This is a genomic window from Streptomyces sp. NPDC047017, from assembly GCF_040644175.1.
GTDB lineage: Bacteria > Actinomycetota > Actinomycetes > Streptomycetales > Streptomycetaceae > Streptomyces.
This window is the reverse complement of sequence record NZ_JBEYVW010000013.1, coordinates 122,013-145,479: the sequence shown is the minus strand read 5'-3', so window position 1 is coordinate 145,479 and position 23,467 is coordinate 122,013. Positions and strand designations below refer to the sequence as shown.

Genomic DNA, 23,467 nt, shown 5'->3' with positions numbered 1-23,467 from the left:
GCCGGCGCCGGCGCGGCCGGCCCCGCTCACCTCACACGATCCGCGTCGCCCCCGCGAACGGCATCTGGTCGACGGGGGCGAGGCGGACCGGGGCCGACGGGTTCGGGGCGTGGATCATCTGGCCGCCGCCGACGTAGATGCCGACATGGCTGACCCCGGAGTAGAAGAACACCAGGTCACCGGGGCGCAGCTCGGACCGGGAGACGCGGTGGCCGGAGTTGATCTGCGCGTAGGTGGTGCGCGGGATGGAGATCCCGGCGGCGCGGTAGGCGGCCTGGGCCAGGCCCGAGCAGTCGAAGGCGTCGGGGCCGGTCGCGCCCCACACGTAGGGGCTGCCGAGCTTCCCGTAGGCGTAGGCGACGGCCGCCGCCGCGCGGGAGTCGGTGGCCGCGGCCGGTCCCGGGGCGCCGAGCGTGTCCCGGCCGCCGGTGGCGGCGCGGGAGGCGCGCGCGGAGTCCGCGCCCTGGCCGATCGCGGCGCGCTGCCGCGGGGAGAGCCGGGAGAGCAGCCGCCGAGCCTCGTCCAGTTTGGCGTTGACCGCCTTCTTCTGGCGCCGCAGCTCCGCCTGCTGTGCGGCGAGTGACGTCAGTTCGGTGCGTGCGGCCGTGCGTACCTGCTCGATCTTCCGCAGCTGCTGCCGGACGTCGGACACGGCGGCGGCCTGCTGGGCGCCCGCGCGTTCCGCCAGCTCGGCTCCTTCGAGGTAGCGCGCGGGATCGGAGGAGAGCATCAGCTGCACCGCGGGATCGATGGCGCCGGAGCGGTACTGCGCCGCGGCGACGGCGCCCAGCGCGTCCCGCGCGGTGTTGAGCCGGTCCTGTCTGCGGGCCGCCTCGTCGCTCAGCGTCCGCAGCCGCTCCCCGGCCGCGTCCGCCTTCTCCTTGGCTCCGTCGTACTTCTCGGTGGCGGTCTCCGCCTCCCGGTACAGCTGGTCCACCCGCGCGCCGACCTGCTCCGGCGTCAGCTGCGGCGCGGCCTGCCCGATGCCGTCGAAGCCGGTCGCCGACGCCACACCGGCCAGGGTGAGCGTGACGGCCGTGCGTGCCGTGGTGCCGCCGAGCGGGCGATGTCGGGGCTTGCGGTGCGAGGCCACGTGGACCGTCACGTCCCTTCGTCCGGCCGCCGGCGGACCCTCCGGCGGGGGTGCGCGGCTGCCGCTCCTGGCCGGAGCGGCGGTGGGGAGCCGGTCACCTGGGGATGGACGCTAGGTCCCGCCGTGTCGGACGGGTGACGCGATGTGCGGAACTGACAGGAGGGGAGCTGTCGGTGACCTCATGTGACCGAGGGGGCGGCGCGGCGGCGTCGGATTCACGCAGCGTGCTGACCGAAGCGGCGGTTCCCGGACGGACGGGACGGCAGGGTGCTATGGGGCGTATGGGCGAGCGTATGAGGGCATCGTCCGCGCCGGCGGGGACCGGGGGCGGGAGGCGCTCGTCGGGCGGCCCGGTGTCCGAGGGGGCGGAGGCCGGTGGCTAGGCTCCGGCCTCATGGACGTACTCATCCATCTCTTCGTCGGCCTGCACATCATCGGCATCGCCGCGCTGCTCGGCGGTTTCCTCACCCAGATGAAGGCGATGGGCCGGGGCACGGCCCGGTTCGTGCCCGGCATGCTGCACGGCGCGCTGACCATGCTGGTCACCGGCATCGTCCTGGTCGGTCTCAACCAAGCGCAGGACTACCCCGTCAACACCGTCAAGATCGGTGTGAAGCTGGCGCTGCTGATCGTGATCCTGGGCCTGGTCTACGTCAAGCGCGACGACGAGAAGGTGGACAAGGGCATGTTCGGCGTCGTCGGCCTGCTGACCATGGCGAACATCTTCATCGCGGTGCTGTGGACCTGAGCGGCCCCGGCAGCCGCCCCGGCAGCTGACCCCGCCGCCGGGACGCCGGATCAGCGCCGTCCTCGCTGTCCTCGCCGTCAGCGCGCGGCCCGCAGTTCGGCGCGCGCGTCCAGGACCGCGCCCACCGCGACCGCCAGCCATGCCGCCACCGCGATCCACAGCAGCACCTCGCCGACCCCGCTGAACGCCGGGAGGCCCAGCGCGGAGGCGCCGGACAGCGCCGCCGCGGCCGTCATGCCCATGGGGAACACGGTCGACCAGCGGCGCACGTCGTAGCCGGGCCGGGGGCGTACCAGCTCGGCGACGAGCAGGACGGCGTACCAGCACAGCGCGAGCACGAGCAGCCCGAGGGTCACGGTGTGCAGTACGCCGCTGTCGTCCTCGTTCCACAGATACCGCCCTGGAGCCGCGGCGGCGATCAGCCTCGCGCCGGCCACCGCGGAGATCGCCAGCGCCCCGCCCGCCACCCAGTGGTCCCCGCGCCCCTCGTGGACGTGCCGCAGGTCGAAACGGGACAGCGCGAAGAGGTAGAGCGCGAGGCCGAGCCAGAAGAACACCAGCGCCGTGTGCGCGAGCCAGGCCGTGCCCGGTGCCGCCGCCAGCGAGGCGCCGAGCAGGGCCAGGCCCTCGGTGGCCACGCAGCACAGGAAGACCGCGCCCGGCATCGGCCGCCGGGAGTTGCGCACCACCCGCACGAGCAGCCACGGCCACAGCACCACGGCCAGCGCGAGCAGCGCCTCGGCGAGGGTCCGCGCGCCCAGCGCCGAGAAGCGTGTGCCCAGCACGGTGGTGGCGGCGACCCCGGTGAGCGCGCCCGGCGTGCCCGCCTCGGACATCCAGCGCGCCCGCTCCCGCAGCAGCCGTACGACGAAGTCGGCGGCCAGCGCCAGCCAGGCGAGGCAGGCCACCGCGAGGACCGCGAGGGACAGCGGCTCGAAGCCCGTAAGGTGCAGCCCCACCGACACGATGCCGCTCGCCATCACGGCGCCCCCGGCTGCGGGCGGACGCTGCGCCAGCCAGGCGCGCAGGGGCAGGGGCGAGGTCACCGGCATGATCCGATGCTAGAGAGCGGCGCACGCCGAACGAGCGGGGCACGCACGCGGGCGCACGCGAAAAGTCGGCGCGCGCCACCCCGCCCCGCCCATCGCCCCGCCCGCCCCGCCCGCCGCGCCGCCTGGTGCCGTTCAGGCCGGGCGCACCACGCTGTGGATCGCCGCTCCGCCCGCGTGCAGGACCGGTTCCTCGCGGACGCGGGCGCCGGGCTCCGGGGCGTGGATCATGATGCCGTCACCGGCGTAGACACCGACGTGGCGCAGGTCGTCGTGGAAGAAGACGAGGTCACCGGGGAGGGCCTCGGCGAGCGGGAGCACGGTGCCCGCGCCCGCCTGGCCGCGCACGGAGCGCGGGAGCGTGACCCCGGCGGCCCGCCACGCGGCCCGGGTCAGCCCGGAGCAGTCGTACGAACCGGGGCCGGCCGCGCCCCAGACGTACGGTTTGCCGAGCTGCGCGCGGGCGAACGCGAGGGCCTGCTGCGCCTTGCTGAGGCGGGCCTCCTCCCCGCTCGCCCCGGGGGCCGGGCAGAGCAGCCCGCGGGCGTCGGCGAGCTTGCGCTGGACGGCCGCCTTGGCGGCCCTGATGTCGTGCGCGGGCTCGACGGGCGGGGCGGCGGGCGGGAGCGCGGGCGCCGCGGCTGCCGCGGGCGCCGTGGGAACGGCGGGCACCACCCGTGCCCGCTGTCCCGCGAGCGCCTCTGGTCCCGCGAGCGTCTCCGATCCCTCCGGCCGCGCTCGCTCGTCCGGCTGTGCCCGTCCCTCCGGCCGCGCCCGTTCGTCCGGCCGCGCCGGTCCCTGCGGCCGGGCCAGCTCCCGTGGCGCGGGCCGTAGGGCCGGGGCCCGCCGCGCGTACTCGTCGAACAGCTGCTTCTGCCGTGCGGTCAGCCGGCTCATCAGCTGGGCCTGGTCGAAGTACCCCGGCGGGGCGTCCGCGAGCAGGGGGGCGGCGGGGTCGGCGGAGGCGGCGGGCCCGGTACGGGACGGGATCGCGGCGAATGCCCTGACGTCGTCGAGGAGTGCGGCGACCCGCCCGCGCGGCCTCGCCGGGGCGGCCCGGCCCCCGGCGCCCCCGCCCTCCTCGGCGCCCGTAGTGCCTTTGCTGCCTTTGGTGTCCTTGGTGTCCTTGGTGTCCTTGGTGTCCTTGGTGGTGTCGGCGTTCCCGGGGCGGTCGGCGGCCCGGGTGTTCCCGGTCGCCGGATCGGTTCGCCGGTACAGTTCCTCGATCTTCCGTTCGACCTCTTCGGGGCTCGGCCCGACCATGCCGTCCAGGGGGTTGTGCGGCGCCAAGGGAGGCGACTCCTTCCGTCGTCCGCCTGCCGGGCCGGCGCCCGGGCACGGCGCGGGCCGCGCACACCGGCGGCCCCTGTCCGCACGGACGTACGGCGTGCGACGTACGGCACGCGGCGTACGGCACGCGGCGTGCGGCCCGGCGGCGTTGACCGGCACGGTAACCAACTCGTGTGGCTGGTGTGAAGACCGGGACGTGATATGTCCGATACGCATCCGTGACCTGGCACTCCTCGGCCGCCGCGGTCACACTCCGGCCGGCGGATGCGGCGATGTTCCCGGGGCGGACACGGGTTGTCAGTGCGGAGCCCTAGACTCGGAGAGCGATGAGCAGCCTCTTTGACGACAGCTTCCTGGCGGACCTCCATGCCCCGCGCGGCCACGAGGAGGAACCACCGCCACCGCCCGAGGACGAGCACGCTCCGGAGCCCGTTCCGGACGACCTGTTCGGCGGGAAGTTCGACGTGCCACCGGACCCGCACGCCCACGGCAGGGACGCCTACTACCGCGACGGCGCCCCCCGCCCGGTCATCGACGCGGCCGCCCTCCTGGACGGGCTCAACGAGAACCAGCGCGCGGCCGTCGTCCACTCCGGCTCCCCGCTGCTCATCGTGGCCGGCGCCGGCTCCGGCAAGACCCGCGTCCTCACGCACCGCATCGCCCACCTGCTGGCCGCGCGCGGCGCCCACCCCGGCCAGATCCTGGCGATCACCTTCACCAACAAGGCCGCCGGTGAGATGAAGGAGCGCGTCGAGCAGCTCGTCGGCCCGCGCGCGGGCGCGATGTGGGTGATGACGTTCCACAGCGCGTGCGTGCGCATCCTGCGCCGCGAGAGCAAGCGGCTCGGTTTCACGTCCTCGTTCTCGATCTACGACGCCGCCGACTCCAAGCGGCTGATGGCCCTGGTCTGCCGCGACCTGGACCTCGACCCCAAGCGCTACCCGCCGAAGTCCTTCAGCGCCAAGATCAGCAACCTGAAGAACGAGCTGATCGACGAGGAGGACTTCGCCGCCCAGGCCACCGACGGCTTCGAGAAGACCCTCGCCCAGGCGTACGCGCTCTACCAGTCGCGGCTGCGCGAGGCCAACGCCCTCGACTTCGACGACCTGATCATGACGACGGTCAACCTGCTGCGCGCCTTCCCGGACGTCGCCGAGCACTACCGCCGCCGCTTCCGGCACGTCATGGTCGACGAGTACCAGGACACCAACCACGCCCAGTACGCCCTCGTACGGGAACTCGTCGGCACCGCCGCGCGCCCCGAGGACGTCCCGCCGGGCGAGGCCGACGTGCCGCCCGCCGAGCTGTGCGTGGTGGGTGACGCCGACCAGTCGATCTACGCCTTCCGCGGCGCGACCATCCGCAACATCCTCCAGTTCGAGGAGGACTACCCGGACGCGACGACGATCCTGCTGGAGCAGAACTACCGCTCCACGCAGACCATCCTGACCGCCGCCAACGCCGTCATCGAGCGCAACGAGTCCCGCCGCCCGAAGAACCTGTGGACCAACGCCGGCGCCGGCGCCCGCATCACCGGGTACGTCGCGGACACCGAGCACGACGAGGCGCAGTTCGTCGCCGAGGAGATAGACCGCCTCACGGACGCGGGCGAGGCCAAGGCCGGCGACGTCGCCGTCTTCTACCGCACCAACGCCCAGTCCCGTGTCTTCGAAGAGATCTTCATCCGCGTCGGCCTGCCCTACAAGGTCGTCGGCGGAGTGCGCTTCTACGAGCGCAAGGAGGTCCGGGACGTCCTGGCCTATCTGCGGGTGCTCGCCAACCCCGAGGACGCCGTCCCGCTGCGCCGCATCCTCAACGTGCCCAAGCGCGGCATCGGCGAGCGCGCCGAGGCGATGATCGACGCCCTCGCCCAGCGCGAGAAGATCAGCTTCCCGCAGGCGCTGCGCCGCGTCGAGGAGGCGTACGGCATGGCCGCGCGCTCCACGAACGCCGTCAAGCGCTTCAACACGCTGATGGAGGAGCTGCGCACCATCGTCGAGTCGGGCGCCGGCCCGGCCACGGTCCTGGAGGCCGTCCTCGAACGCACCGGCTATCTGGCCGAGTTGCAGTCCTCCACCGACCCGCAGGACGAGACCCGCATCGAGAACCTCCAGGAACTCGCCGCCGTCGCCCTGGAGTTCGAGCAGGAGCGCGGGGAGGGCGAGTCGGTCGCCCTGTCCGACTTCCTGGAGCAGGTCGCCCTGGTCGCGGACTCCGACCAGATCCCCGACGAGGAGGACGGCGACGGCGTCATCACGCTGATGACCCTGCACACCGCCAAGGGCCTGGAGTTCCCGGTGGTCTTCCTCACCGGCATGGAGGACGGCGTCTTCCCGCACATGCGCGCCCTCGGCCAGGTCAAGGAGCTGGAGGAGGAGCGCCGCCTGGCCTACGTCGGCATCACGCGCGCGCGGGAGCGGCTGTACCTGACCCGCTCGACGATGCGCAGCGCGTGGGGGCAGCCGTCGTACAACCCGCCCTCCCGTTTCCTGGAGGAGATCCCGGCGGTGCACGTGGACTGGAAGCGGACGGGCGGCTCGGCGCCGGTGTCCTCCGGTCCGGCCTCCGGGGTGGCGGCCTCGCTGTCGTCGTCCCGGTCGCGTTCGTCGGCCGCGGGCGCCTCGGGGTTCGCCACGCGCCGCGCCGCGGACAAGCCGGTGGTGTCCCTCGCCGTGGGCGACCGGGTCACCCACGACCAGTTCGGTCTCGGCACGGTGGTCGCGGTCAAGGGCACCGGCGGCAACGCGGAGGCGACGATCGACTTCGGCGACACCAAGCCCAAGCGGCTGCTGCTGCGGTACGCGCCGGTCGAGAAGCTGTAGGCCCGCGGCGCGTCCGGGCCCTCGTCCAGGAGGCGGGGGCCCCTGGTGCGGTGGGAGACGAGCCGCGGCGGGACGTGGTCTACGTCGGGTCCAGGCCGTGGCTGCGCAGCCACGGCAGCGGGTCGATCGGCGCGCCGCCGGCGGGCCGGACCTCGAAGTGCAGGTGCGGGCCGGTGGAGTTGCCGGAGCTGCCGGAGTACGCGATCGGATCCCCGGCTTTGACGGTCGCGCCGTAGGGCACCCGGTACCTGGAGAGGTGGCAGTACCAGGTCTGCGTGCCGTCCTTCGCGGTGAGGATCAGCATGTTGCCGTAGGCGTTGTTCCACTGGGTGCGCACGGTGCCGTCGGTGGCGGCCATGACCGTCGTCCCGTACGAGACGGGGAAGTCGATGCCGGTGTGCACGGACATCCAGTTGACGCCGGCCTGGCCGAAGTAGGCGCTGAGCCCCTTCTGCGTGACCGGGAGCACGAACTTGGGGCGCAGCCGCTCCTTGCGCGCCGCCTCCTGCGCGGCCTTCTTCTTCTCCGCGTCCTGCTGCGCCTTGAGGTCGATGCGCTCCTGGGTGCGGCTGGCCCGGCCGGCGAAGTCGTTCGCCCCGGCGGACAGGCTCTGCAACTGGGAGTCGAGCTTGTTGTTGGCGGTGGAGGGGTGCACGGGGTGCGCGTCGGCGGCGGAGGCCGAGGTGTCCGTGCCGCCGTCGGTGAAGCCGCCCACCGTCGCGGCGGCGATCCCGGCGACCCCCATCACACAGGCCGAGGGCACCGCCACGGTCAGCAGCGCCGAGCGCTTGGCCGGGGAGCGGCGCCGGGAACGGCCCCCGGCTCGCGAGGCGGCACGCGGGGCCGGGACCGGGGTGGCCGCCTCCTCCTGCTCTTCCAGGAGACCGACCTCGTCGAGCGGACCGGTCTCGTCGAGCGGACCGGTCTCTTCCAGCGGGCCGATCCCGTCGAGGGGGCCGGTCTCGTCGAGCAGGCCGACGGCGGGCAGTTCACCGGTGGAGGCCGTGCCGTCCTGGAACGGCTGCGGCTGCGGCTGCGGCTGGGGCTGCGGCTGGGTCTGCTCGCCGCCGTCGGTGTTCCACTGCGTCGCGTCGTAGGCGCCGGTGTCGAAGGTCTGCGTGCCCCACTCCCACTGCTGGGTGTGCCCGTCCGCGGCGGCGGGGGCGCCGGTCGGGAGCCAGGCGGTCGTGTCCCACTGGCCGGTGGTCTCGACGGGCCCCGACTGCTGCGGCACGGCGGACAGTTGCTGGTACCCGTCGGCCCAGACGGTGGTGTCGTAGGCGCCGGTGTCGTAGGCGGCGTGGTGCTGGGCCGCGTACGCGTCGTAGTTCAGGGTCTGGTGGCTGCCCGTGGACCACTGGGTGGTGTCGTAGGCGCCGGTGTCCTGGACGGTCGCGGCCGGGAGGTCCCCGAAGAGCGGGTCGGCGGGGAAGACCGCCGTGCCGTGCGTGCCGGTGTGAAAACTGGTGGCGTCGTGGTCGCCGTACGTGGTGAGGTCGCCGTACGCGGCTTCCTGCCCGCCGTACGACGCGTAGGGCGCCGCGGCGGCATCGGAGGCCGGAGCCGGGGTACTCGCGGTCCCCGACGGATGACGGTCGTTCACCGACTTCTCTTTCGCCTCGACAACAGTGGCTGCCAGAGCAGTGCGGTGACTGTACCCGGCGGTACGCGGGCGCGACAATCTTCGGCAGGTTTCCGGCTCGCGGTCAGCGGGCATTCGGCCGGGTTTCGGGGCAGTGCGGACCCGGCTTTGGCACTGTGTTCGAGGCGAGTTCGGACCCTGATGGGTCAATGTCAGGCCACGGTGAGCCCGCCGCCGCGCGCCGCCACCGGGTCGGACGGCCGTACGGTGTCCAGCGCCTGGCGTATGCCGCTCGCGACGGCGGGGTGCACCGGCATGGCGAGATGGCCGATGCCGCTCACCCGGACGTTCTCCGCCTGGAGGTCGGGGTGGTCGACGCAGGCCGACTCCAGCGGGTCCATCAGGTGGTCGAGGTCGCTCCAGAAGCTGACGAAGTACGTACGGCAGCCCGGCGCCGGGCGGGACAGCTCCTCGATCAGCTCCGAACCGGGCCGCATCTGGCGCACGATCGGGTGCGCGTTGGCCAGCGGCGCGACGCGGGTGCCGGCGTGCGGGGTGCCCAGGGTGACCAGGGTGCGGATCCGGCGGTCACCGCCGAGCCGCTGCACGTAGTACCGGGCTATCAGCCCGCCGAGGCTGTGCCCGACGACGTCGACCCGCTCGCTGGCGGTGCGCTCGCAGATCTCCTCTATGTGCCGGCCGAGCAGCTCGGCCGCGGTGCGGATGTCGCAGGTCAGCGGCGAGTAGTTGAGGGACTCCACGCGCTGGCGGCCGTGCTGGGCGAGGTTGCGGCGCAGCAGGACGAAGACCGAGCGGTTGTCGATGAAGCCGTGCAGCAGCACCACCGGCGGCTTGGCCTCGGTGGGCAGTTGGGCGGCGGCGCCCGGCTCGGGGAGCGGGTCGGCGGCGGCCCGGCGCTCCTGGACGATTCCCGAGGGATACAGCAGGACGTGCCCGGCGAGGATCGCCAGTTCCAGGGCCGTCGCCTTCAGCAGGCCCAGGGACAGCCCCGCGACTCGGCCGGGGAGCAGGCGCTGACAGAGCGGAAGGATGGGGTCTGCGACGCTGGTGACCTTCATGGCCGACCTCCTGTCGGCACGCGGGAGGACGACTCTGTCCCCCGTGTGCGCTCGTGGGCGGTCGCGGCGGGGGCAGCCGGCCGGGCATGAGCGGGGTACGCGGGGCGGGTCGTCCGGTACGCGGCGCTCACCGCGCCGCGGCTGCGGCGGGCCTGCTCGCCGGTGGGGCGCCGCGTCCGGCGGCGGCCGTGCCGTACCTGCCCTGTGTGTCCTTCGTGCCCGCGCCGGTGCGCCGAACCACCGCGGCGCGTGGTCCGCGGTGTGGTGGTGCGACGGCCCTGCCGCGGCTCCCGTGACGCTTCTTCCCGCAGTCCTTCGCGCGCCTCGGCGGTGTGCGGCTCTGGAGCCGCGCCGGTGTCCCACGGTGCGCGGGCTGCGGATCCCCCGTGCCGCAAGGGCCTGGAGGAGTGTCCCACTGTGTGATTTCCCCCTCCCCGCGCACCGTGAAACCGCGGGTTGCGGGATGCTGGGGATAACGTTCGTTCACTTCCCCGGACGATGTGGTGCGGGGGGTCGGTCCCGTCGGGGACCCATGGAGTCGCTTCATGGAGGCAGTGATGGGTGTGGCAGCCGGTCCGATCCGCGTGGTGGTGGCCAAGCCGGGGCTCGACGGCCACGACCGCGGCGCCAAGGTGATCGCGCGGGCGCTGCGCGACGCCGGTATGGAGGTCATCTACACCGGGCTCCACCAGACTCCGGAGCAGATCGTCGACACCGCGATCCAGGAGGACGCCGACGCGATCGGGCTCTCCATCCTCTCCGGCGCGCACAACACGCTGTTCGCCGCCGTGATCGACCTGCTCAAGGAGCACGACGCCGCGGACATCGTCCTCTTCGGCGGCGGCATCATCCCCGAGGAGGACATCACGCCGCTCAAGGAGAAGGGCGTCGCCGAGATCTTCACGCCGGGCGCGACCACCCAGTCGATCGTGGACTGGGTCCGCGCGAACGTCCGCCAGCCGGCCCAGGCTTAACAGGTCCAGGTCCAGGTCCAGGTCCAGGTCCAGGCCCTGGCTCGGGCCCGTGCCTCGGCCCAGGTTCAGGTCCAGGCCCAACCCCCGGCCCAGGCCCAAGTGGCGGCCCAGTCGACCGGGCGACCGGCCGGCCCGCCGGACGGGCAGGCGGGCCGCCGAGCGGACAGCGGGCTGGGCAGGCGAGAGAACAGCGGGCCGGACAGCGGGCCAGGTGGGCGAGCCGACCGCCGGGCGGGCGGACAGGCGGGCAGGCAAGGCGACCGCCGGGCGGCCAGGCAAGACGGCAGTCGGCCGGGTGGGCAGCCGGGCAGGCGAGACGAACGCCGAGTGGGCAGGCGAGGCGGTAGCCAGGCGGCTCGACGGCCGGCCAGGCAAGACGGCAGTCGGCCGGGTGGGCAGCCGGGCAGGCGAGACGAACGCCGAGTGGGCAGGCGAGGCGGTAGCCAGGCGGCTCGGCGGCCGGGCAGGCAAGGGGTCCGCCGGCCGGGTGGGCAGCCGGGCAGGCGAGACGAACGCCGGGCGGGCAGGCGAGTTGACAGCCAGGCGGCTGGACAGGCGGGCAGGCGAGACGAACGTCGGCCAGGTGGGCAGCCAAGCAGGCAAGGCGACCGCCGGGCGAGCATCATGCTGGACGGCGGTCCGGTGCGTGGGCAGGCGGCGGGCAGGCGGGCGTACGGGCAGGGAACCGGACGGGGGTCCGGTGAGGCCGTCCGCCCGGCGGGGGGCGTGATTCAGCCGGTGCGGGCGACCGGTTCCGTCAGTTCCTCGGCCATCGCGGCGCGCAGCCGCAGCGTCGTCACCAGGCGCTGGAACGCCTCCGCCCAGTACCCGCCGGCCCCCGGCGACGCGTCCGCCGTCTCGTCCGGGACCGCCAGCAGCCCGTCGAACCGGCTCGCCTCCGCGGGGTCCAGACACCGCTCGGACAGTCCCATCACTCCACTGAAACTCCATGGGTAACTCCCTGCGTCCCGCGCGATGTTGAGCGCGTCGACCACCGCCCGGCCGAGCGGCGGCGCCCACGGCACCGCACACACCCCGAGCAGCTGAAACGCCTCGGACAGTCCATGGGCCGCGATGAACGCGGCGACCCAGTCGGCCCGCTCGGCGGCGCCCAGCGTGCCGAGCAGCTTGGCCCGCTCGGCCAGTGACACCGCGCCCGGCCCGCCGGCCTCGGGCGCCGCGGGGGCCCCGAGGAGCGCCCGCGCCCACTGTGCGTCCCGCTGCCGCACCGCCGCCCGGCACCAGGCGGCGTGCAGCTCGCCCTGCCAGTCGTCGGCCACCGGCAGGGCCACGATCTCCCGCGGTGCGCGCCCGCCCAGCCGCGCGGACCAGGTGCCCAGCGGGGCCGCCTCCAGCAGCTGCCCCAGCCACCAGGACCGCTCACCCCGCCCGGCCGGCGCCTTGGCGACGACGCCGTCACGCTCCATGGCCGCGTCGCACTCGTGCGGGGCCTCGACGGCGATCGACGGGGTGTCGCGGGTGTGGTCGACGGCCACGCAGGCCGCGGCCCGGTCCGCCATTCGCGCGGCCAGCGCCGAACCGGGCAGCGCCGACAGCAGCTCGGCGGCCGTGGCCCGTACGTTGCGGCTGCGGTCGGCGAGGGCCTGCTCCAGGAACGGTTCGTCGTCCGGGCCCAGGCCGGCCCGCAGTGAGTCGAGGAACATCAGCCGGTCCTCGGCCCGCTCGGCTGCCCAGGTGGTGGCGAGCAGGTCGCGCGCGGCCGAGGGCTCGCGCTCCCGTATCGCCGCCAGGAGCGCGACCCGCTCGGCGAACAGGCCCTCCTCCCACAGCTGCCGGGTCCGTTCGGTGTCCTCGGGGCCGGGCAGCGCGGTGTCTCCGCCGGGGGCCGTCCGCAGGACGAACCGCCAGTCCGGGTTGAGCCGGGCCAGCCACAGCGCGCGCGGGCCCGCGAAGGCCAGCGCGGCCGGGCGCAGGTCCGTGCGGCCCCGGGCCGCGTCCAGCAGGGCGGGCAGCGCCTCGGGCGGGGCGGCGTATCCGCGCGCGTTCGCCGTCTGGAGCCACTGGGGGAGCAGCTCCATGAGGTCGGGGGCGGTGCCCCGGCGTCCGCCGCCGGACGCGCCGGGCCGGTCGGTCAGCAGCAGGGTGAGCCGGCGGGCCGCCGCCGTCGGCAGCGCGGGGCGCGGGTCGGCGGCGGCCCGCTGCGGGCGCTCGGCCGCCGGGGCGGCGCACAGCCCGGCCCGCCGCCGTACGGTTTGCTCGGCCGCCGCGTCCAGCAGGGCCGCCGGAGCACGGTGGCCCGGGACGGTGCCCGGAGGCGTACGGCGGTCCGTGCCGAGCAGGGCGGTGGTGACCAACTCCTCCCAGACGCCCGCTGCGGGCGCCTCCACCGGGACGGAGGTCCTGATCATGAGCTTCCTTTCCGTTGCCGGCTGCCTGACGGGCGGGGTCGGAGGGTCACCCGGGCCGGGTTTCCCCTGGGACGGAAGAAAATCGTGAATCCGGTGACAAAGCCCGGACGGAGGAGCGGTGGCCGGGGCCGGTGTGCGCCTTTCGGGTGAGGCTTCCCGCTCCGCCGCCGACGCCCCGCCATTCGCCGCCACGTCACTCCAATGCCGGACGGACGGGGGCCGCCGCGGCGGCCGATGTGGCGCTGTGCATCTCTCTGTTCAACACAGCGTCACCGGCGCTCCGTCGCCCTGCGGCCAGGCCGTCAGGGGCGTGAAACCGCGGTGGCCGCACTCGCCGAAGACCGTGACGGGCGCGCCGCCCGACAGGGCGACCAGCCGCCACAGCCCCGGACGGCTGCGGGCCGCGGCGGTGAGGGGCAGCGCGGTGCCGGCCCGGGCGTCGGCCAGCTGCCAGGAGTCGCCGGCCGGGACCGGTATCACCTCCGCGAGCGTCACCGGGACGGACTCCAGCCACGGGTCCTCCCGCAGCGCCTCGCCGTAGCGCGCCGCTGCCCGCGCCGTCGTCACACCGGGCGGGCGGGCCCGGACGGGCGCCGGGGGCGCGAACTGTTCACCGAGGGCCGCGCGCGGCTGCCCGGCGCCCGGATACGGGGTGACCTCCGCGTCCAGGGCCAGACCCACCGGCAGCGCCGGCTCCGGGGCGCGGCCGGCCGCGCCGTAGGACAGCAGCAGGGCCGTACGGCCGGAGCCGATGCCGTGCAGCCAGATCCGGCGGGTGGTCAGCTTCGCGTCCGCCGTGTCGTACTGGGCGAGGACGAGCCAGCGGTCGCGCACCGGCGGCCCGTCCGGGGAACCGGGCAGGCCGACGCGGGAACGCACCGTCGCCGCCAGTGGCTCCGGCAGCCGCTCGCGCCGCAGCCAGCCCTGGTCCAGCAGGTGCAGCAGCGCGCACTCCTCCAGCAGCCGCACCGGCCAGCCCGGCCCGGAGGCGGGTATCGCACCCAGTTCCCGCACCCGCGCCGCCAGCCCCGGGGCCTGCGCGTCGACCATGCGGGCGGCGGTCTCCTCCCACAGCCCGTACCCCTCCTGCTCCGCGCCGGCCAGGCCGCCGCGCAGCAGGTCGGTCAGGCGCTGCTCCAGCTCCGTCGCCCCCGCGGTGATCCGCTCGGCCCGGCGCTCGGCGCGGCGCCGCGCCGCCTCCGGATCAGCGGCACCGGTCTCGCCGGCCGCCCGCGCCGCCGTCTTCTCCACCGCCCGCCTGCGCCGGCCGGCCAGCCACTGCCCGGCCCAGTCCGGCACCTGCCCGGCCCACACCGTGCCGACCGCGGCGTCCTCGGCCGCCCACAGCAGGAGCAGCCCGAGGGCGTGCTTGCACGGGAACTTCCGGCTGGGACAACTGCACTTGTACGCCGGTCCCGCCGCGTCGGCGATGTCCACCACCGTCTGGTACGGCTTGCTGCCGCTGCCCTTGCACAGTCCCCACACCCCCTCGTCCGAACTCCCCGCCTGCGACCACGGCCCGGCCGTGCCGAGTTTGCTTCCCGCTTTGCGTGACGCGACGTCAGGTGCCAGTGCCAGCACCTGGTCCGCACTCCAGCGCACCCCCTGCTGAGTCATGCCATCGAAGGTAGATCCCCCCACTGACAATCGGCCCGGAGAGAGCGTTTGCGCAGGTCACAACGCATTGTCAGTGGCGTGGTGCACGGTGGAACCAGATCCGAACCGGCCGAGCTGGAGGGGGCCTCAGCCATGTCTGTGTCCGTCGAACCGACATCCGTCGAACCGACATCTGTCGAACCGACACCCGTCGAACCGAGCCAGCACCACTCCGCGCCCGTGAACGCGGTGGGCGACGGGGGCGGTGAGGCGCTGCGACCGCACGCCGAGAACGCCTTCGCCGCCGAACTGGCCGCGCTGGCCGCGCAGGACGACCGCCCGCGACCGGAGCGCTGGAAGCTGTCGCCGTGGGCGGTGGCGACCTACCTCCTCGGCGGCACGCTCCCGGACGGCACGGTGATCACACCGAAGTACGTCGGCCCGCGCCGCATCGTCGAGGTCGCCGTGACCACCCTCGCCACCGACCGGGCCCTGCTGCTGCTCGGGGTGCCGGGCACGGCGAAGACCTGGGTGTCCGAGCATCTCGCCGCCGCGGTCAGCGGTGATTCCACGCTGCTGGTGCAGGGCACCGCGGGCACTCCGGAGGAGGCGATCCGCTACGGCTGGAACTACGCGCGGCTGCTGGCGCACGGCCCGAGCCGCGACGCCCTCGTGCCCAGCCCCGTCATGCGGGCCATGGCACAGGGGATGACCGCCCGCGTCGAGGAGCTGACCCGTATCCCCGCCGACGTCCAGGACTCGCTGATCACGATCCTGTCGGAGAAGACCCTGCCGATACCGGAGCTGGGCGAGGAGGTGCAGGCGGTCCGCGGGTTCAACCTGATCGCCACCGCCAACGACCGCGACCGCGGTGTCAACGACCTCTCCAGCGCCCTGCGGCGCCGGTTCAACACGGTGGTGCTGCCGCTGCCGGAGAGTCCCGACGCCGAGGTGGACATCGTCACCCGCCGCGTCGAGCAGATCGGCCGCTCCCTCGACCTGCCGGCCGTGCCGGACGGCATCGACGAGATCCGCCGGGTCGTGACCGTCTTCCGGGAGCTGCGCGACGGCGTGACCACGGACGGCCGGACGAAGCTGAAGTCGCCCAGCGGCACGCTGTCGACGGCCGAGGCGATCTCGGTGGTCACCAACGGGCTCGCCCTGGCCGCCCACTTCGGCGACGGCGTGCTGCGGGCCGGTGACGTCGCCGCGGGCATCCTCGGCGCGGTCGTCCGCGATCCGGCCGCCGACCGTGTCGTCTGGCAGGAGTACCTGGAGGCGGTGGTCCGCGAGCGCGACGGCTGGAAGGACTTCTACCGGGCCTGCCGGGAGGTGAGCGCGTGAGCCGGGACATGAGGGCGAGCCGGGCGGGGGCGCCGGCCGGCGGTGCGGCGCGGGTGCGGGCCCGCACGGAGGACGAGCCCAGCTGGACGGGCGGGCGGGGCGGCCGGCGACGTGCACGAGGGGGACGGTGTGAGCGGAGTTGAGGGGACGGGGGGCCGCGGGCCCGGTGCCGGGCCGCTGCTGCTGGGGGTGCGGCACCACGGGCCCGGTTCCGCGCGGGCGGTCCGGGCGGCGCTGGAGGCCGCCCGGCCGCGGGTGGTGCTGATCGAGGGCCCGCCGGAGGCCGACGCGCTGATCCCGCTCGCCGCGGACGAGGACATGCGGCCCCCGGTCGCCCTCCTCGCCCACGCCGTGGACGAGCCCGGCCGCTCGGCGTTCTGGCCCCTGGCCGGGTTCTCCCCGGAGTGGGTCGCGATCCGCTGGGCCCTGGAGCACCGTGTCCCGGCCCGCTTCATCGACCTGCCGGCCACGCATACCCTGGCGTGGGACCGGGACGGCACGGGCACCCCCATGGACGACGGCGACTCCCCGGCGCGAACGGGGGACGCCGGGGGCCCGGCCGGCACGGACGGCCGGGCGCGCGACGGGCGTTCCGCGGAGGAGGGGACCGCGGAACGCCCGGGCGGCGTATCTCCGTCCGGCGGAGGTCTGTCCGACGGCGGTCCGGCCGATGACCGTCCGGCCGATGACCGTCCGTCCGGCGGCCGTTCGTCCGGCGGGCTGCCGGAGGCGGCAGGCAGGTCCGGCAGGTCCGGTACGTCCGGCGCGGCCGGTCCGGCTGCTTCGGACGGTCCGGCCGCCCCCGGCGACCCGGAGGGGGCTGCCTCCGGTGGCTCGCAGGCTGCGGCTCCAGGCGGCCTGGGGGACGCAGTGCCTGCCGACCCGGAGGACGCGGCCTCGGGCGGCCTGGGGGACGCAGTGCCTGGCGGCTCGGAGGACGCGGCCTCGGGCGGCCTGGGGGACGCAGTGCCTGGTGGCTCGGAGGACGTGGCCCCGGGCGGCCTGGGGGACGCAGTGCCTGGTGGCTCGGAGGACGCGGCCTCGGGCGGCCTGGGGGACGCAGTGCCTGGTGGCTCGGAGGACGCGGCCTCGGGCGGCCTGGGGGACGCAGTGCCTGCCGGCCCGGAGGACGCGGCCTTGGGCGGCCCGGAGGACGTGGCTCCAGGCGGCTCGGAGGTGGCCGCCTCCGGTGGCTCTCGGGATGTGGCCTCCGACGACCCGCAGGACGCCACCCTCGGGGGCCAGGAGGACGCGGCCCCTGGTGGGGACGTCCGCGTCGATCCGCTCGCCGCGCTCGCCGGTGCCGCCGGGTATGACGATCCCGAGCGGTGGTGGGAGGACGTGGTCGAGCACCGGGGGGTGGGGGAGAAGGACGTGTTCGCTCCCTTCCTGGTGCTGGAGGAGGCCATGGGGGCGCTGCGCGAGGCGTACCCCGGCGACGAGCGGGACCTCGTGCGCGAGGCCCATATGCGGCTCCAGGTGCGGGCGGCGCAGCGTGAGTTCGGGGACGGCGTGGCCGTGGTGTGCGGCGCCTGGCACGTGCCCGCGCTGCGCCGGAAGGCCACCGTCGCGGCCGACCGGGCGCTGTTGAAGGGCCTGCCCAAGGTCAAGGCGGACATGACCTGGGTGCCGTGGACGCACCGCCGGCTGTCCCGGGGCAGCGGCTACGGCGCGGGCATCGACGCGCCCGGCTGGTACGCCCATCTGTTCGACGTACCGGACCGGCCCGTGGAGCGGTGGCTGACCAAGGTCGCGGGGCTGCTGCGGGCGGAGGACCGGATCGTGTCCTCCGCGCACGTCATCGAGGCGGTGCGGCTGGCCGGGACGCTCGCGGCGATGCGCGGCCGCCCGCTGCCTGGTCTGGGCGAGACCACCGACGCCGTGCGGGCGGTGATGTGCGACGGCTCGGACGTCCCCCTGGCCCTGGTGCACGACCGGCTCGTGGTCGGGGACGTCCTGGGCGAGGTCCCCGAGGCGGCGCCCGCCGTGCCGTTGCAGCGGGACCTCACCCGCCTCCAGCGCCGGCTGCGCCTCAAGCCGGAGGCGCTGGAACGGGAGCTGGAGCTGGACCTGCGCAAGGAGACCGACGCGGCTCGCAGCAGGCTGCTGCACCGGCTGCGGCTGCTCGGCGTCTGCTGGGGCGAGCCCGCGGCCTCCCGGGGCAGCACCGGCACCTTCCGGGAGACCTGGCGGCTGCGCTGGGAGCCTGAGCTGTCGGTGCGGGTCGCCGAGGCCGGGGTGTGGGGGACCACCGTGCTCGCCGCCGCGACCGCCAGGGCGGAGGCCGACGCCACCGCGGCGCAGGCCCTCGCCGAGGTGACCGCGCTCGCCGAGCGCTGCCTGCTCGCGGAGCTGCCAGGCGCCCTGCCCGTGGTGATGCGCGTGCTCGCGGACCGGGCGGCGCTCGACACCGACGTCGGGCACCTCGCCCAGGCCCTGCCGTCCCTGGTGCGTTCGCTGCGCTACGGCGATGTGCGCGGCACCGGCACCGGGGCCCTGGCCGAGGTGGCCGCCGGGCTGGCCGAGCGGGTCTTCGTCGGACTGCCCCCGGCCTGCGCCGCCCTGGACGCGGAGGCGGCCGAGCAGATGCGGCGCCACGTGGACGCGGCGCACACGGCCGTGGGCCTGCTCGGTGACACCCTCACGGCCGGTCACGGTGATCTGCGCGACCGCTGGCACGGCGTGCTCCGGGTCCTGTCGGGGCGGGACACGGTGCCCGGCGTCCTGCGCGGGCGCGCGGTGCGGCTGCTGCTCGACGACGGCCGGATCGAGCCGGACCGGGCAGCCCGGCTCATGGGGCTCGCGCTGTCCCCGGGCACGCCGCCGCCGGACGCGGCCGCGTGGATCGAGGGCTTCGTCGGCGGCGGGGGCGGGATGCTGCTCGTGCACGACGAGCGGCTGCTCGCCTTGGTGGACACCTGGCTGACCGGGGTGCCGGCGGAGGCGTTCACGGACGTACTGCCGCTGCTGCGGCGCACGTTCTCGGCGTACGAGCAGGGGGTGCGCAGGACGCTCGGTGAGCTGGTGCGGCGCGGTCCCGGGCAGGGCGGTGGTCCGGCGGGGGCGGCGGTGGCGGGCGCCCCCGGGTTCGGTGCCGCCCTCGACGAGGAGCGGGCGGACGCCGTGCTGCCGGTGGTGCGGCTGCTGCTGGGAGTGGACGAGGCCGGGGTGCCGGGCACTCCGGCCGGGGACGAACTGGCGGGAGTGGCGGGATGACGGTGACGGAGGGGTACGGCGTGGACGGTACGGAACCGGGGCGGGAGCGGCTGCGGCGCTGGCGGCTCGTGCTCGGCGGGGACGCGGCCGACGGCACCGGGTGCGCGCTGTCCGGGCGGGACGCGGCGATGGACGGCGCGCTCGCCGCGCTCTACGGCCAGGGCGACAAGCCGCAGGCCGGGCGGACGGGGCGGGACCGTTCGGCGGGACTCGGGGCCTCGGCGCCCTCGGTGGCGCGGTGGCTCGGGGACATCCGCACGTACTTCCCCTCCTCCGTCGTGCAGGTCATGCAGCGGGACGCCATCGACCGGCTCGGACTGGCCACGCTGCTGCTGGAGCCGGAGATGCTGGAGGCGGTGGAGGCGGACGTGCACCTCGTCGGCACGCTGCTCTCGCTCAACAAGGCGATGCCACAGACGACGAAGGAGACGGCGCGCGCGGTGGTGCGCAAGGTCGTCGAGGACCTGGAGAAGCGGCTCGCCACCCGCACCCGGGCCACCCTCACCGGCGCGCTCGACCGCAGCGCCCGCATCAGCCGGCCTCGCCACCACGACATCGACTGGAACCGCACCATCGCGGCCAACCTCAAGCACTACCTGCCCGAGTACCGGACGGTCGTGCCGGAACGGCTGATCGGTTACGGGCGGGCGTCCCGGTCGGTGAAGAAGGAGGTCATCCTCTGCATCGACCAGTCCGGGTCGATGGCCGCGTCGGTGGTGTACGCGTCGGTGTTCGGGGCGGTGCTGGCGTCGATGCGGTCGATCAGCACCCGGCTGGTCGTCTTCGACACGGCGGTGGCCGACCTCACCGACCAGCTGGAGGACCCGGTCGACGTGCTCTTCGGCACCCAGCTCGGCGGCGGCACGGACATCAACCGGGCGCTGGCGTACTGCCAGGCGCAGATCACCCGGCCCGCGGAGACGGTGGTCGTGCTGATCAGCGACCTGTACGAGGGAGGGATACGGAACGAGATGCTGAAGCGGGTGGCGGCGATGAAGGCGTCCGGAGTGCAGTTCGTGACGCTGCTCGCGCTCTCGGACGAGGGCACGCCCGCCTACGACCGGGAGCACGCGGCGGCACTCGCGGAGCTGGGCGCACCGGCGTTCGCCTGCACGCCCGACCTGTTCCCGGAGGTGATGGCGGCGGCGATCGAGAAGCGGCCGCTGCCGATACCCGAGGCGGTGTGATCCACGTACCGAGGCGGTGTGATCCACGTATCCGAGCCGGTGTGATCCACGGCGGGCGGACGGGTGTGACTGCGGCGGGCGGGACGGGTGTGACTGCGGCGGGCGGGACGGGTGTGACTACCCGGCGGTAACAGGGGCTTGCGCGGCGGGGAGAGGCCCGTGCAGGATCGGTCCCCCGTCGTCAGCGGATCGGTACCGCGCCTGGCGCACGGCATCCGACACGCGGCACGCCGCACCCGGCGCTCGGCGCGCGCCACGGGCCGCGCGTCCCCCGACGCCCGACCGGACCCGTCGAACCACCGGAACCGCCGGCCCGCTGGCCCCGTCGAACCACTGGCCCCGCCGGCCCACCGGAACCGCCGGCCCACCGGCTCCGTCGGACCACTGGCCCCGTCGGACCACTGAACCCGCCAGGGCCCCCGGCTCGCGTCGGGGTCGCCGGACCGGGTCGGACCGGGCCGGACCGGACCGCGTCGGACCGGGCCGGACCGCGTCGGACCCCGCAGGGCCCGCAGCCCCGGATGGCCGAGAGCCGTCGGTTTGTCCGGTCGGCTGGTCGGAACCCTGCGGAAGGGCCGGCTGGTCCCCATTGGGGTGGGGATCATCCGCCCGGAGCCCTCCGGGGCTGCGCAAGGGGCCTCACCGGGTCCACCCCAGCCCGGTGAGGCCCACCCGCGCGGCACGCCGCCCCAGCCCGGTGAGGCGTCGCGCGGCACGCCGTGCCAGGTAAAGCGGCATCATGTGACAGGTATCACCGCTCAGGTGCGACCCTCGATTTATGGCGCCCCCGCAAGCGGCGATAACCTGCGAGATGGACATGCCGCGCGCTCGGACACCGTGTGCGCCCCCCTAGTGACAAGCGGACGTCACGTTGCCCTTCGCGGCACGCCCACGCATCCAACGAACCGCGAGATCACTGATAGGGACGGAAGCGCGTGGACCTGTTCGAGTACCAGGCGAGGGACCTCTTCGCCAAGCACGATGTACCGGTGCTGGCCGGTGAAGTCATCGACACGCCTGAGGCGGCGCGCGAGATCACCGAGCGGCTGGGCGGCAAGTCCGTCGTCAAGGCGCAGGTGAAGGTCGGTGGTCGTGGCAAGGCCGGTGGCGTGAAGCTCGCCGCCACCCCGGACGAGGCCGTCGCCCGTTCGACGGACATCCTCGGCATGGACATCAAGGGCCACACGGTCCACAAGGTGATGATCGCCGAGACGGCTCCGGAAATCGTCGAGGAGTACTACGTCTCCTTCCTCCTCGACCGTGCCAACCGCACCTTCCTCTCCATCGCCTCCGTCGAGGGCGGCATGGAGATCGAGGAGGTGGCGGCCACCCGTCCGGAGGCCGTCGCCCAGACCCCGATCGACGCGATCGACGGTGTGACCCCCGAGAAGGCCCGCGAGATCGTCGCGGCCGCCAAGTTCCCGGCCGAGGTCGCCGACAAGATCGCGAACGTCCTGGTCAAGCTGTGGGACACCTTCATCAAGGAGGACGCCCTCCTGGTCGAGGTCAACCCGCTGGCCAAGGTCGCCTCCGGCGAGGTCATCGCCCTCGACGGCAAGGTGTCGCTGGACGACAACGCCGAGTTCCGCCACCCCGACTTCGAGGAGCTCCACGACAAGGCCGCGGCCAACCCGCTCGAGGCCGCTGCCAAGGAGAAGAACCTCAACTACGTCAAGCTGGACGGCGAGGTCGGCATCATCGGCAACGGCGCGGGTCTCGTCATGAGCACCCTGGACGTCGTCGCGTACGCCGGTGAGAAGCACGGCAACGTCAAGCCCGCCAACTTCCTGGACATCGGCGGTGGCGCCTCCGCCCAGGTCATGGCGAACGGCCTGGAGATCATCCTCGGCGACCCGGACGTCCGGTCCGTCTTCGTCAACGTCTTCGGCGGCATCACCGCCTGCGACGAGGTCGCCAACGGCATCGTGCAGGCCCTGAAGCTCCTGGAGGACCGCGGCGAGAAGGTCGAGAAGCCGCTCGTCGTCCGCCTCGACGGCAACAACGCCGAGCTGGGCCGGAAGATCCTCACCGACGCCAACCACCCGCTGGTCCAGCGCGTCGACACCATGGACGGCGCGGCCGACAAGGCCGCCGAGCTGGCCCACGCCGCCAAGTAAGCACTCAGGACGAGGACACCAACACACCATGGCTATCTGGCTCAACAAGGACAGCAAGGTCATCGTCCAGGGCATGACCGGCGCCACCGGCATGAAGCACACCAAGCTCATGCTCGGCGATGGCACCAACGTCGTGGGCGGCGTGAACCCGCGCAAGGCGGGTCAGTCCGTGGACTTCGACGTCCCCCAAGGCCCGAAGGGCCAGGGAGGGGCCCCCATCGAGGTACCCGTCTTCGGCACCGTCAAGGAAGCCATCGAGAAGACCGGCGCCGACGTCTCCGTCATCTTCGTGCCGGAGAAGTTCACCAAGGCCGCGGTCGACGAGGCCATCGACGCCGAGATCCCGCTGGCCGTCGTGATCACCGAGGGCATCGCCGTGCACGACTCGGCGTCCTTCTGGGCGTACGCCGGCAAGAAGGGCAACAAGACCCGGATCATCGGCCCGAACTGCCCCGGCATCATCACCCCGGGCCAGTCGAACGTCGGCATCATCCCGGGCGACATCACCAAGCCGGGCCGCATCGGCCTGGTCTCGAAGTCCGGCACGCTGACGTACCAGATGATGTACGAGCTGCGCGACATCGGCTTCTCGACCGCCGTCGGCATCGGTGGTGACCCGATCATCGGCACCACCCACATCGACGCGCTCGCCGCGTTCCAGGCCGACCCCGACACCGACCTGATCGTCATGATCGGTGAGATCGGCGGCGACGCCGAGGAGCGGGCCGCGGCCTTCATCAAGGAGAACGTGACCAAGCCGGTCGTCGGCTACGTCGCGGGCTTCACCGCGCCCGAGGGCAAGACCATGGGCCACGCCGGTGCCATCGTCTCCGGTTCGTCCGGCACCGCCCAGGCGAAGAAGGAGGCCCTGGAGGCCGCGGGCGTCAAGGTCGGCAAGACGCCGACCGAGACGGCCAAGCTGGCCCGGGAGATCCTGGCCGGCTGAACCGGCTGAACCGGCTGAACCGGCTGAACCGGCTGAACCGGTCGGGATTCCGCAC

General features: G+C 74.2%; 15 protein-coding genes. 8 read left to right on the top strand and 7 right to left on the bottom strand.

All coding sequences use genetic code 11. The annotated features are described in order from the left end of the window. Positions 1–31: 31 nt before the first annotated feature. Entirely contained in the window at positions 32–1,093 is a 1,062-nt protein-coding gene (locus ABZ858_RS22305) for an NlpC/P60 family protein (protein WP_361381535.1), read from the bottom strand. 394 nt (positions 1,094–1,487) lie between these two features. On the opposite strand from ABZ858_RS22305, the gene ABZ858_RS22300 reads away from it, so the two are divergent. Then, positions 1,488–1,841 carry a hypothetical protein gene (locus ABZ858_RS22300; protein ID WP_361381193.1) on the top strand — a complete coding sequence of 118 codons (354 nt, stop codon included), beginning with the start codon at positions 1,488–1,490 and terminating at the stop codon, positions 1,839–1,841. Positions 1,842–1,918: 77 nt separating this feature from the next. On the opposite strand, the gene ABZ858_RS22295 is transcribed toward ABZ858_RS22300, so the two are convergent. After that, positions 1,919–2,893: a tellurite resistance/C4-dicarboxylate transporter family protein gene (locus ABZ858_RS22295; RefSeq protein WP_361381190.1), complete on the bottom strand. Its 975-nt coding sequence runs from the start codon at positions 2,891–2,893 to the stop codon at positions 1,919–1,921. 132 nt (positions 2,894–3,025) lie between these two features. After that, on the bottom strand, positions 3,026–4,180 hold the full coding sequence (locus ABZ858_RS22290; protein WP_361381186.1) for a C40 family peptidase: 1,155 nt from the start codon (positions 4,178–4,180) through the stop codon (positions 3,026–3,028). A 326-nt stretch (positions 4,181–4,506) separates the two neighbouring features. Between ABZ858_RS22290 and pcrA the strand changes: the two genes are divergently transcribed. Then, the gene (pcrA, locus tag ABZ858_RS22285) at positions 4,507–7,002 is read left to right on the top strand and encodes a DNA helicase PcrA (protein WP_361381183.1); all 2,496 of its coding nucleotides are present in this window, start codon (positions 4,507–4,509) and stop codon (positions 7,000–7,002) included. 79 nt (positions 7,003–7,081) lie between these two features. On the opposite strand, the gene ABZ858_RS22280 is transcribed toward pcrA, so the two are convergent. Together ABZ858_RS22280 and ABZ858_RS22275 are read right to left on the bottom strand one after the other, a co-directional pair. Then, positions 7,082–8,605 (bottom strand): M23 family metallopeptidase, encoded by a 1,524-nt coding sequence (locus ABZ858_RS22280; RefSeq protein WP_361381180.1) that lies wholly within the window; start codon positions 8,603–8,605, stop codon positions 7,082–7,084. Between the two features lie 191 nt (positions 8,606–8,796). Continuing rightward, positions 8,797–9,663 carry an alpha/beta fold hydrolase gene (locus tag ABZ858_RS22275; RefSeq protein ID WP_361381177.1) on the bottom strand — a complete coding sequence of 289 codons (867 nt, stop codon included), beginning with the start codon at positions 9,661–9,663 and terminating at the stop codon, positions 8,797–8,799. A 557-nt stretch (positions 9,664–10,220) separates the two neighbouring features. On the opposite strand from ABZ858_RS22275, the gene ABZ858_RS22270 reads away from it, so the two are divergent. Beyond that, positions 10,221–10,637 (top strand): cobalamin B12-binding domain-containing protein, encoded by a 417-nt coding sequence (locus ABZ858_RS22270; RefSeq protein ID WP_361381532.1) that lies wholly within the window; start codon positions 10,221–10,223, stop codon positions 10,635–10,637. A 731-nt stretch (positions 10,638–11,368) separates the two neighbouring features. On the opposite strand, the gene ABZ858_RS22265 is transcribed toward ABZ858_RS22270, so the two are convergent. Beyond that, positions 11,369–13,006 (bottom strand): DUF5691 domain-containing protein, encoded by a 1,638-nt coding sequence (locus ABZ858_RS22265; RefSeq protein WP_361381174.1) that lies wholly within the window; start codon positions 13,004–13,006, stop codon positions 11,369–11,371. Between the two features lie 258 nt (positions 13,007–13,264). Further along, positions 13,265–14,623, bottom strand: a complete 1,359-nt coding sequence (locus tag ABZ858_RS22260; protein WP_361381172.1) for an SWIM zinc finger family protein — start codon at positions 14,621–14,623, stop codon at positions 13,265–13,267. 132 nt (positions 14,624–14,755) lie between these two features. Here ABZ858_RS22260 and ABZ858_RS22255 point away from each other — a divergent pair, with 132 nt between their 5' ends. From ABZ858_RS22255 to sucD, 5 genes are all read left to right on the top strand, one after another. Then, a complete protein-coding gene (locus tag ABZ858_RS22255) occupies positions 14,756–15,946 on the top strand; it encodes an AAA family ATPase (RefSeq protein ID WP_361381169.1) in 1,191 nt (396 codons plus the stop codon). A 129-nt stretch (positions 15,947–16,075) separates the two neighbouring features. Next, positions 16,076–19,162 carry a DUF5682 family protein gene (locus tag ABZ858_RS22250; RefSeq protein ID WP_361381166.1) on the top strand — a complete coding sequence of 1,029 codons (3,087 nt, stop codon included), beginning with the start codon at positions 16,076–16,078 and terminating at the stop codon, positions 19,160–19,162. Next, positions 19,159–20,349: a VWA domain-containing protein gene (locus tag ABZ858_RS22245; RefSeq protein ID WP_361381163.1), complete on the top strand. Its 1,191-nt coding sequence runs from the start codon at positions 19,159–19,161 to the stop codon at positions 20,347–20,349. The genes ABZ858_RS22250 and ABZ858_RS22245 overlap by 4 nt, the downstream gene beginning before the upstream one ends. A gap of 935 nt (positions 20,350–21,284) precedes the next feature. Beyond that, positions 21,285–22,466: an ADP-forming succinate--CoA ligase subunit beta gene (sucC, locus tag ABZ858_RS22240; protein WP_361381160.1), complete on the top strand. Its 1,182-nt coding sequence runs from the start codon at positions 21,285–21,287 to the stop codon at positions 22,464–22,466. A 28-nt stretch (positions 22,467–22,494) separates the two neighbouring features. Continuing rightward, on the top strand, positions 22,495–23,412 hold the full coding sequence (gene sucD, locus ABZ858_RS22235) for a succinate--CoA ligase subunit alpha (RefSeq protein ID WP_361381157.1): 918 nt from the start codon (positions 22,495–22,497) through the stop codon (positions 23,410–23,412). Positions 23,413–23,467 lie beyond the last annotated feature (55 nt).

Excerpts from the sequence above, each read along its gene's own strand:
- ABZ858_RS22300 (WP_361381193.1), top strand. The coding sequence starts at position 1,488 with ATGGACGTACTCATCCATCTCTTCGTCGGCCTGCACATCATCGGCATC.
- ABZ858_RS22295 (WP_361381190.1), bottom strand. The coding sequence starts at position 2,893 with ATGCCGGTGACCTCGCCCCTGCCCCTGCGCGCCTGGCTGGCGCAGCGT.
- pcrA (WP_361381183.1), top strand. The coding sequence starts at position 4,507 with ATGAGCAGCCTCTTTGACGACAGCTTCCTGGCGGACCTCCATGCCCCG.
- ABZ858_RS22275 (WP_361381177.1), bottom strand. The coding sequence starts at position 9,663 with ATGAAGGTCACCAGCGTCGCAGACCCCATCCTTCCGCTCTGTCAGCGC.
- ABZ858_RS22270 (WP_361381532.1), top strand. The coding sequence starts at position 10,221 with ATGGGTGTGGCAGCCGGTCCGATCCGCGTGGTGGTGGCCAAGCCGGGG.
- ABZ858_RS22265 (WP_361381174.1), bottom strand. The coding sequence starts at position 13,006 with ATGATCAGGACCTCCGTCCCGGTGGAGGCGCCCGCAGCGGGCGTCTGG.
- ABZ858_RS22260 (WP_361381172.1), bottom strand. The coding sequence starts at position 14,623 with ATGACTCAGCAGGGGGTGCGCTGGAGTGCGGACCAGGTGCTGGCACTG.
- ABZ858_RS22255 (WP_361381169.1), top strand. The coding sequence starts at position 14,756 with ATGTCTGTGTCCGTCGAACCGACATCCGTCGAACCGACATCTGTCGAA.
- ABZ858_RS22245 (WP_361381163.1), top strand. The coding sequence starts at position 19,159 with ATGACGGTGACGGAGGGGTACGGCGTGGACGGTACGGAACCGGGGCGG.
- sucD (WP_361381157.1), top strand. The coding sequence starts at position 22,495 with ATGGCTATCTGGCTCAACAAGGACAGCAAGGTCATCGTCCAGGGCATG.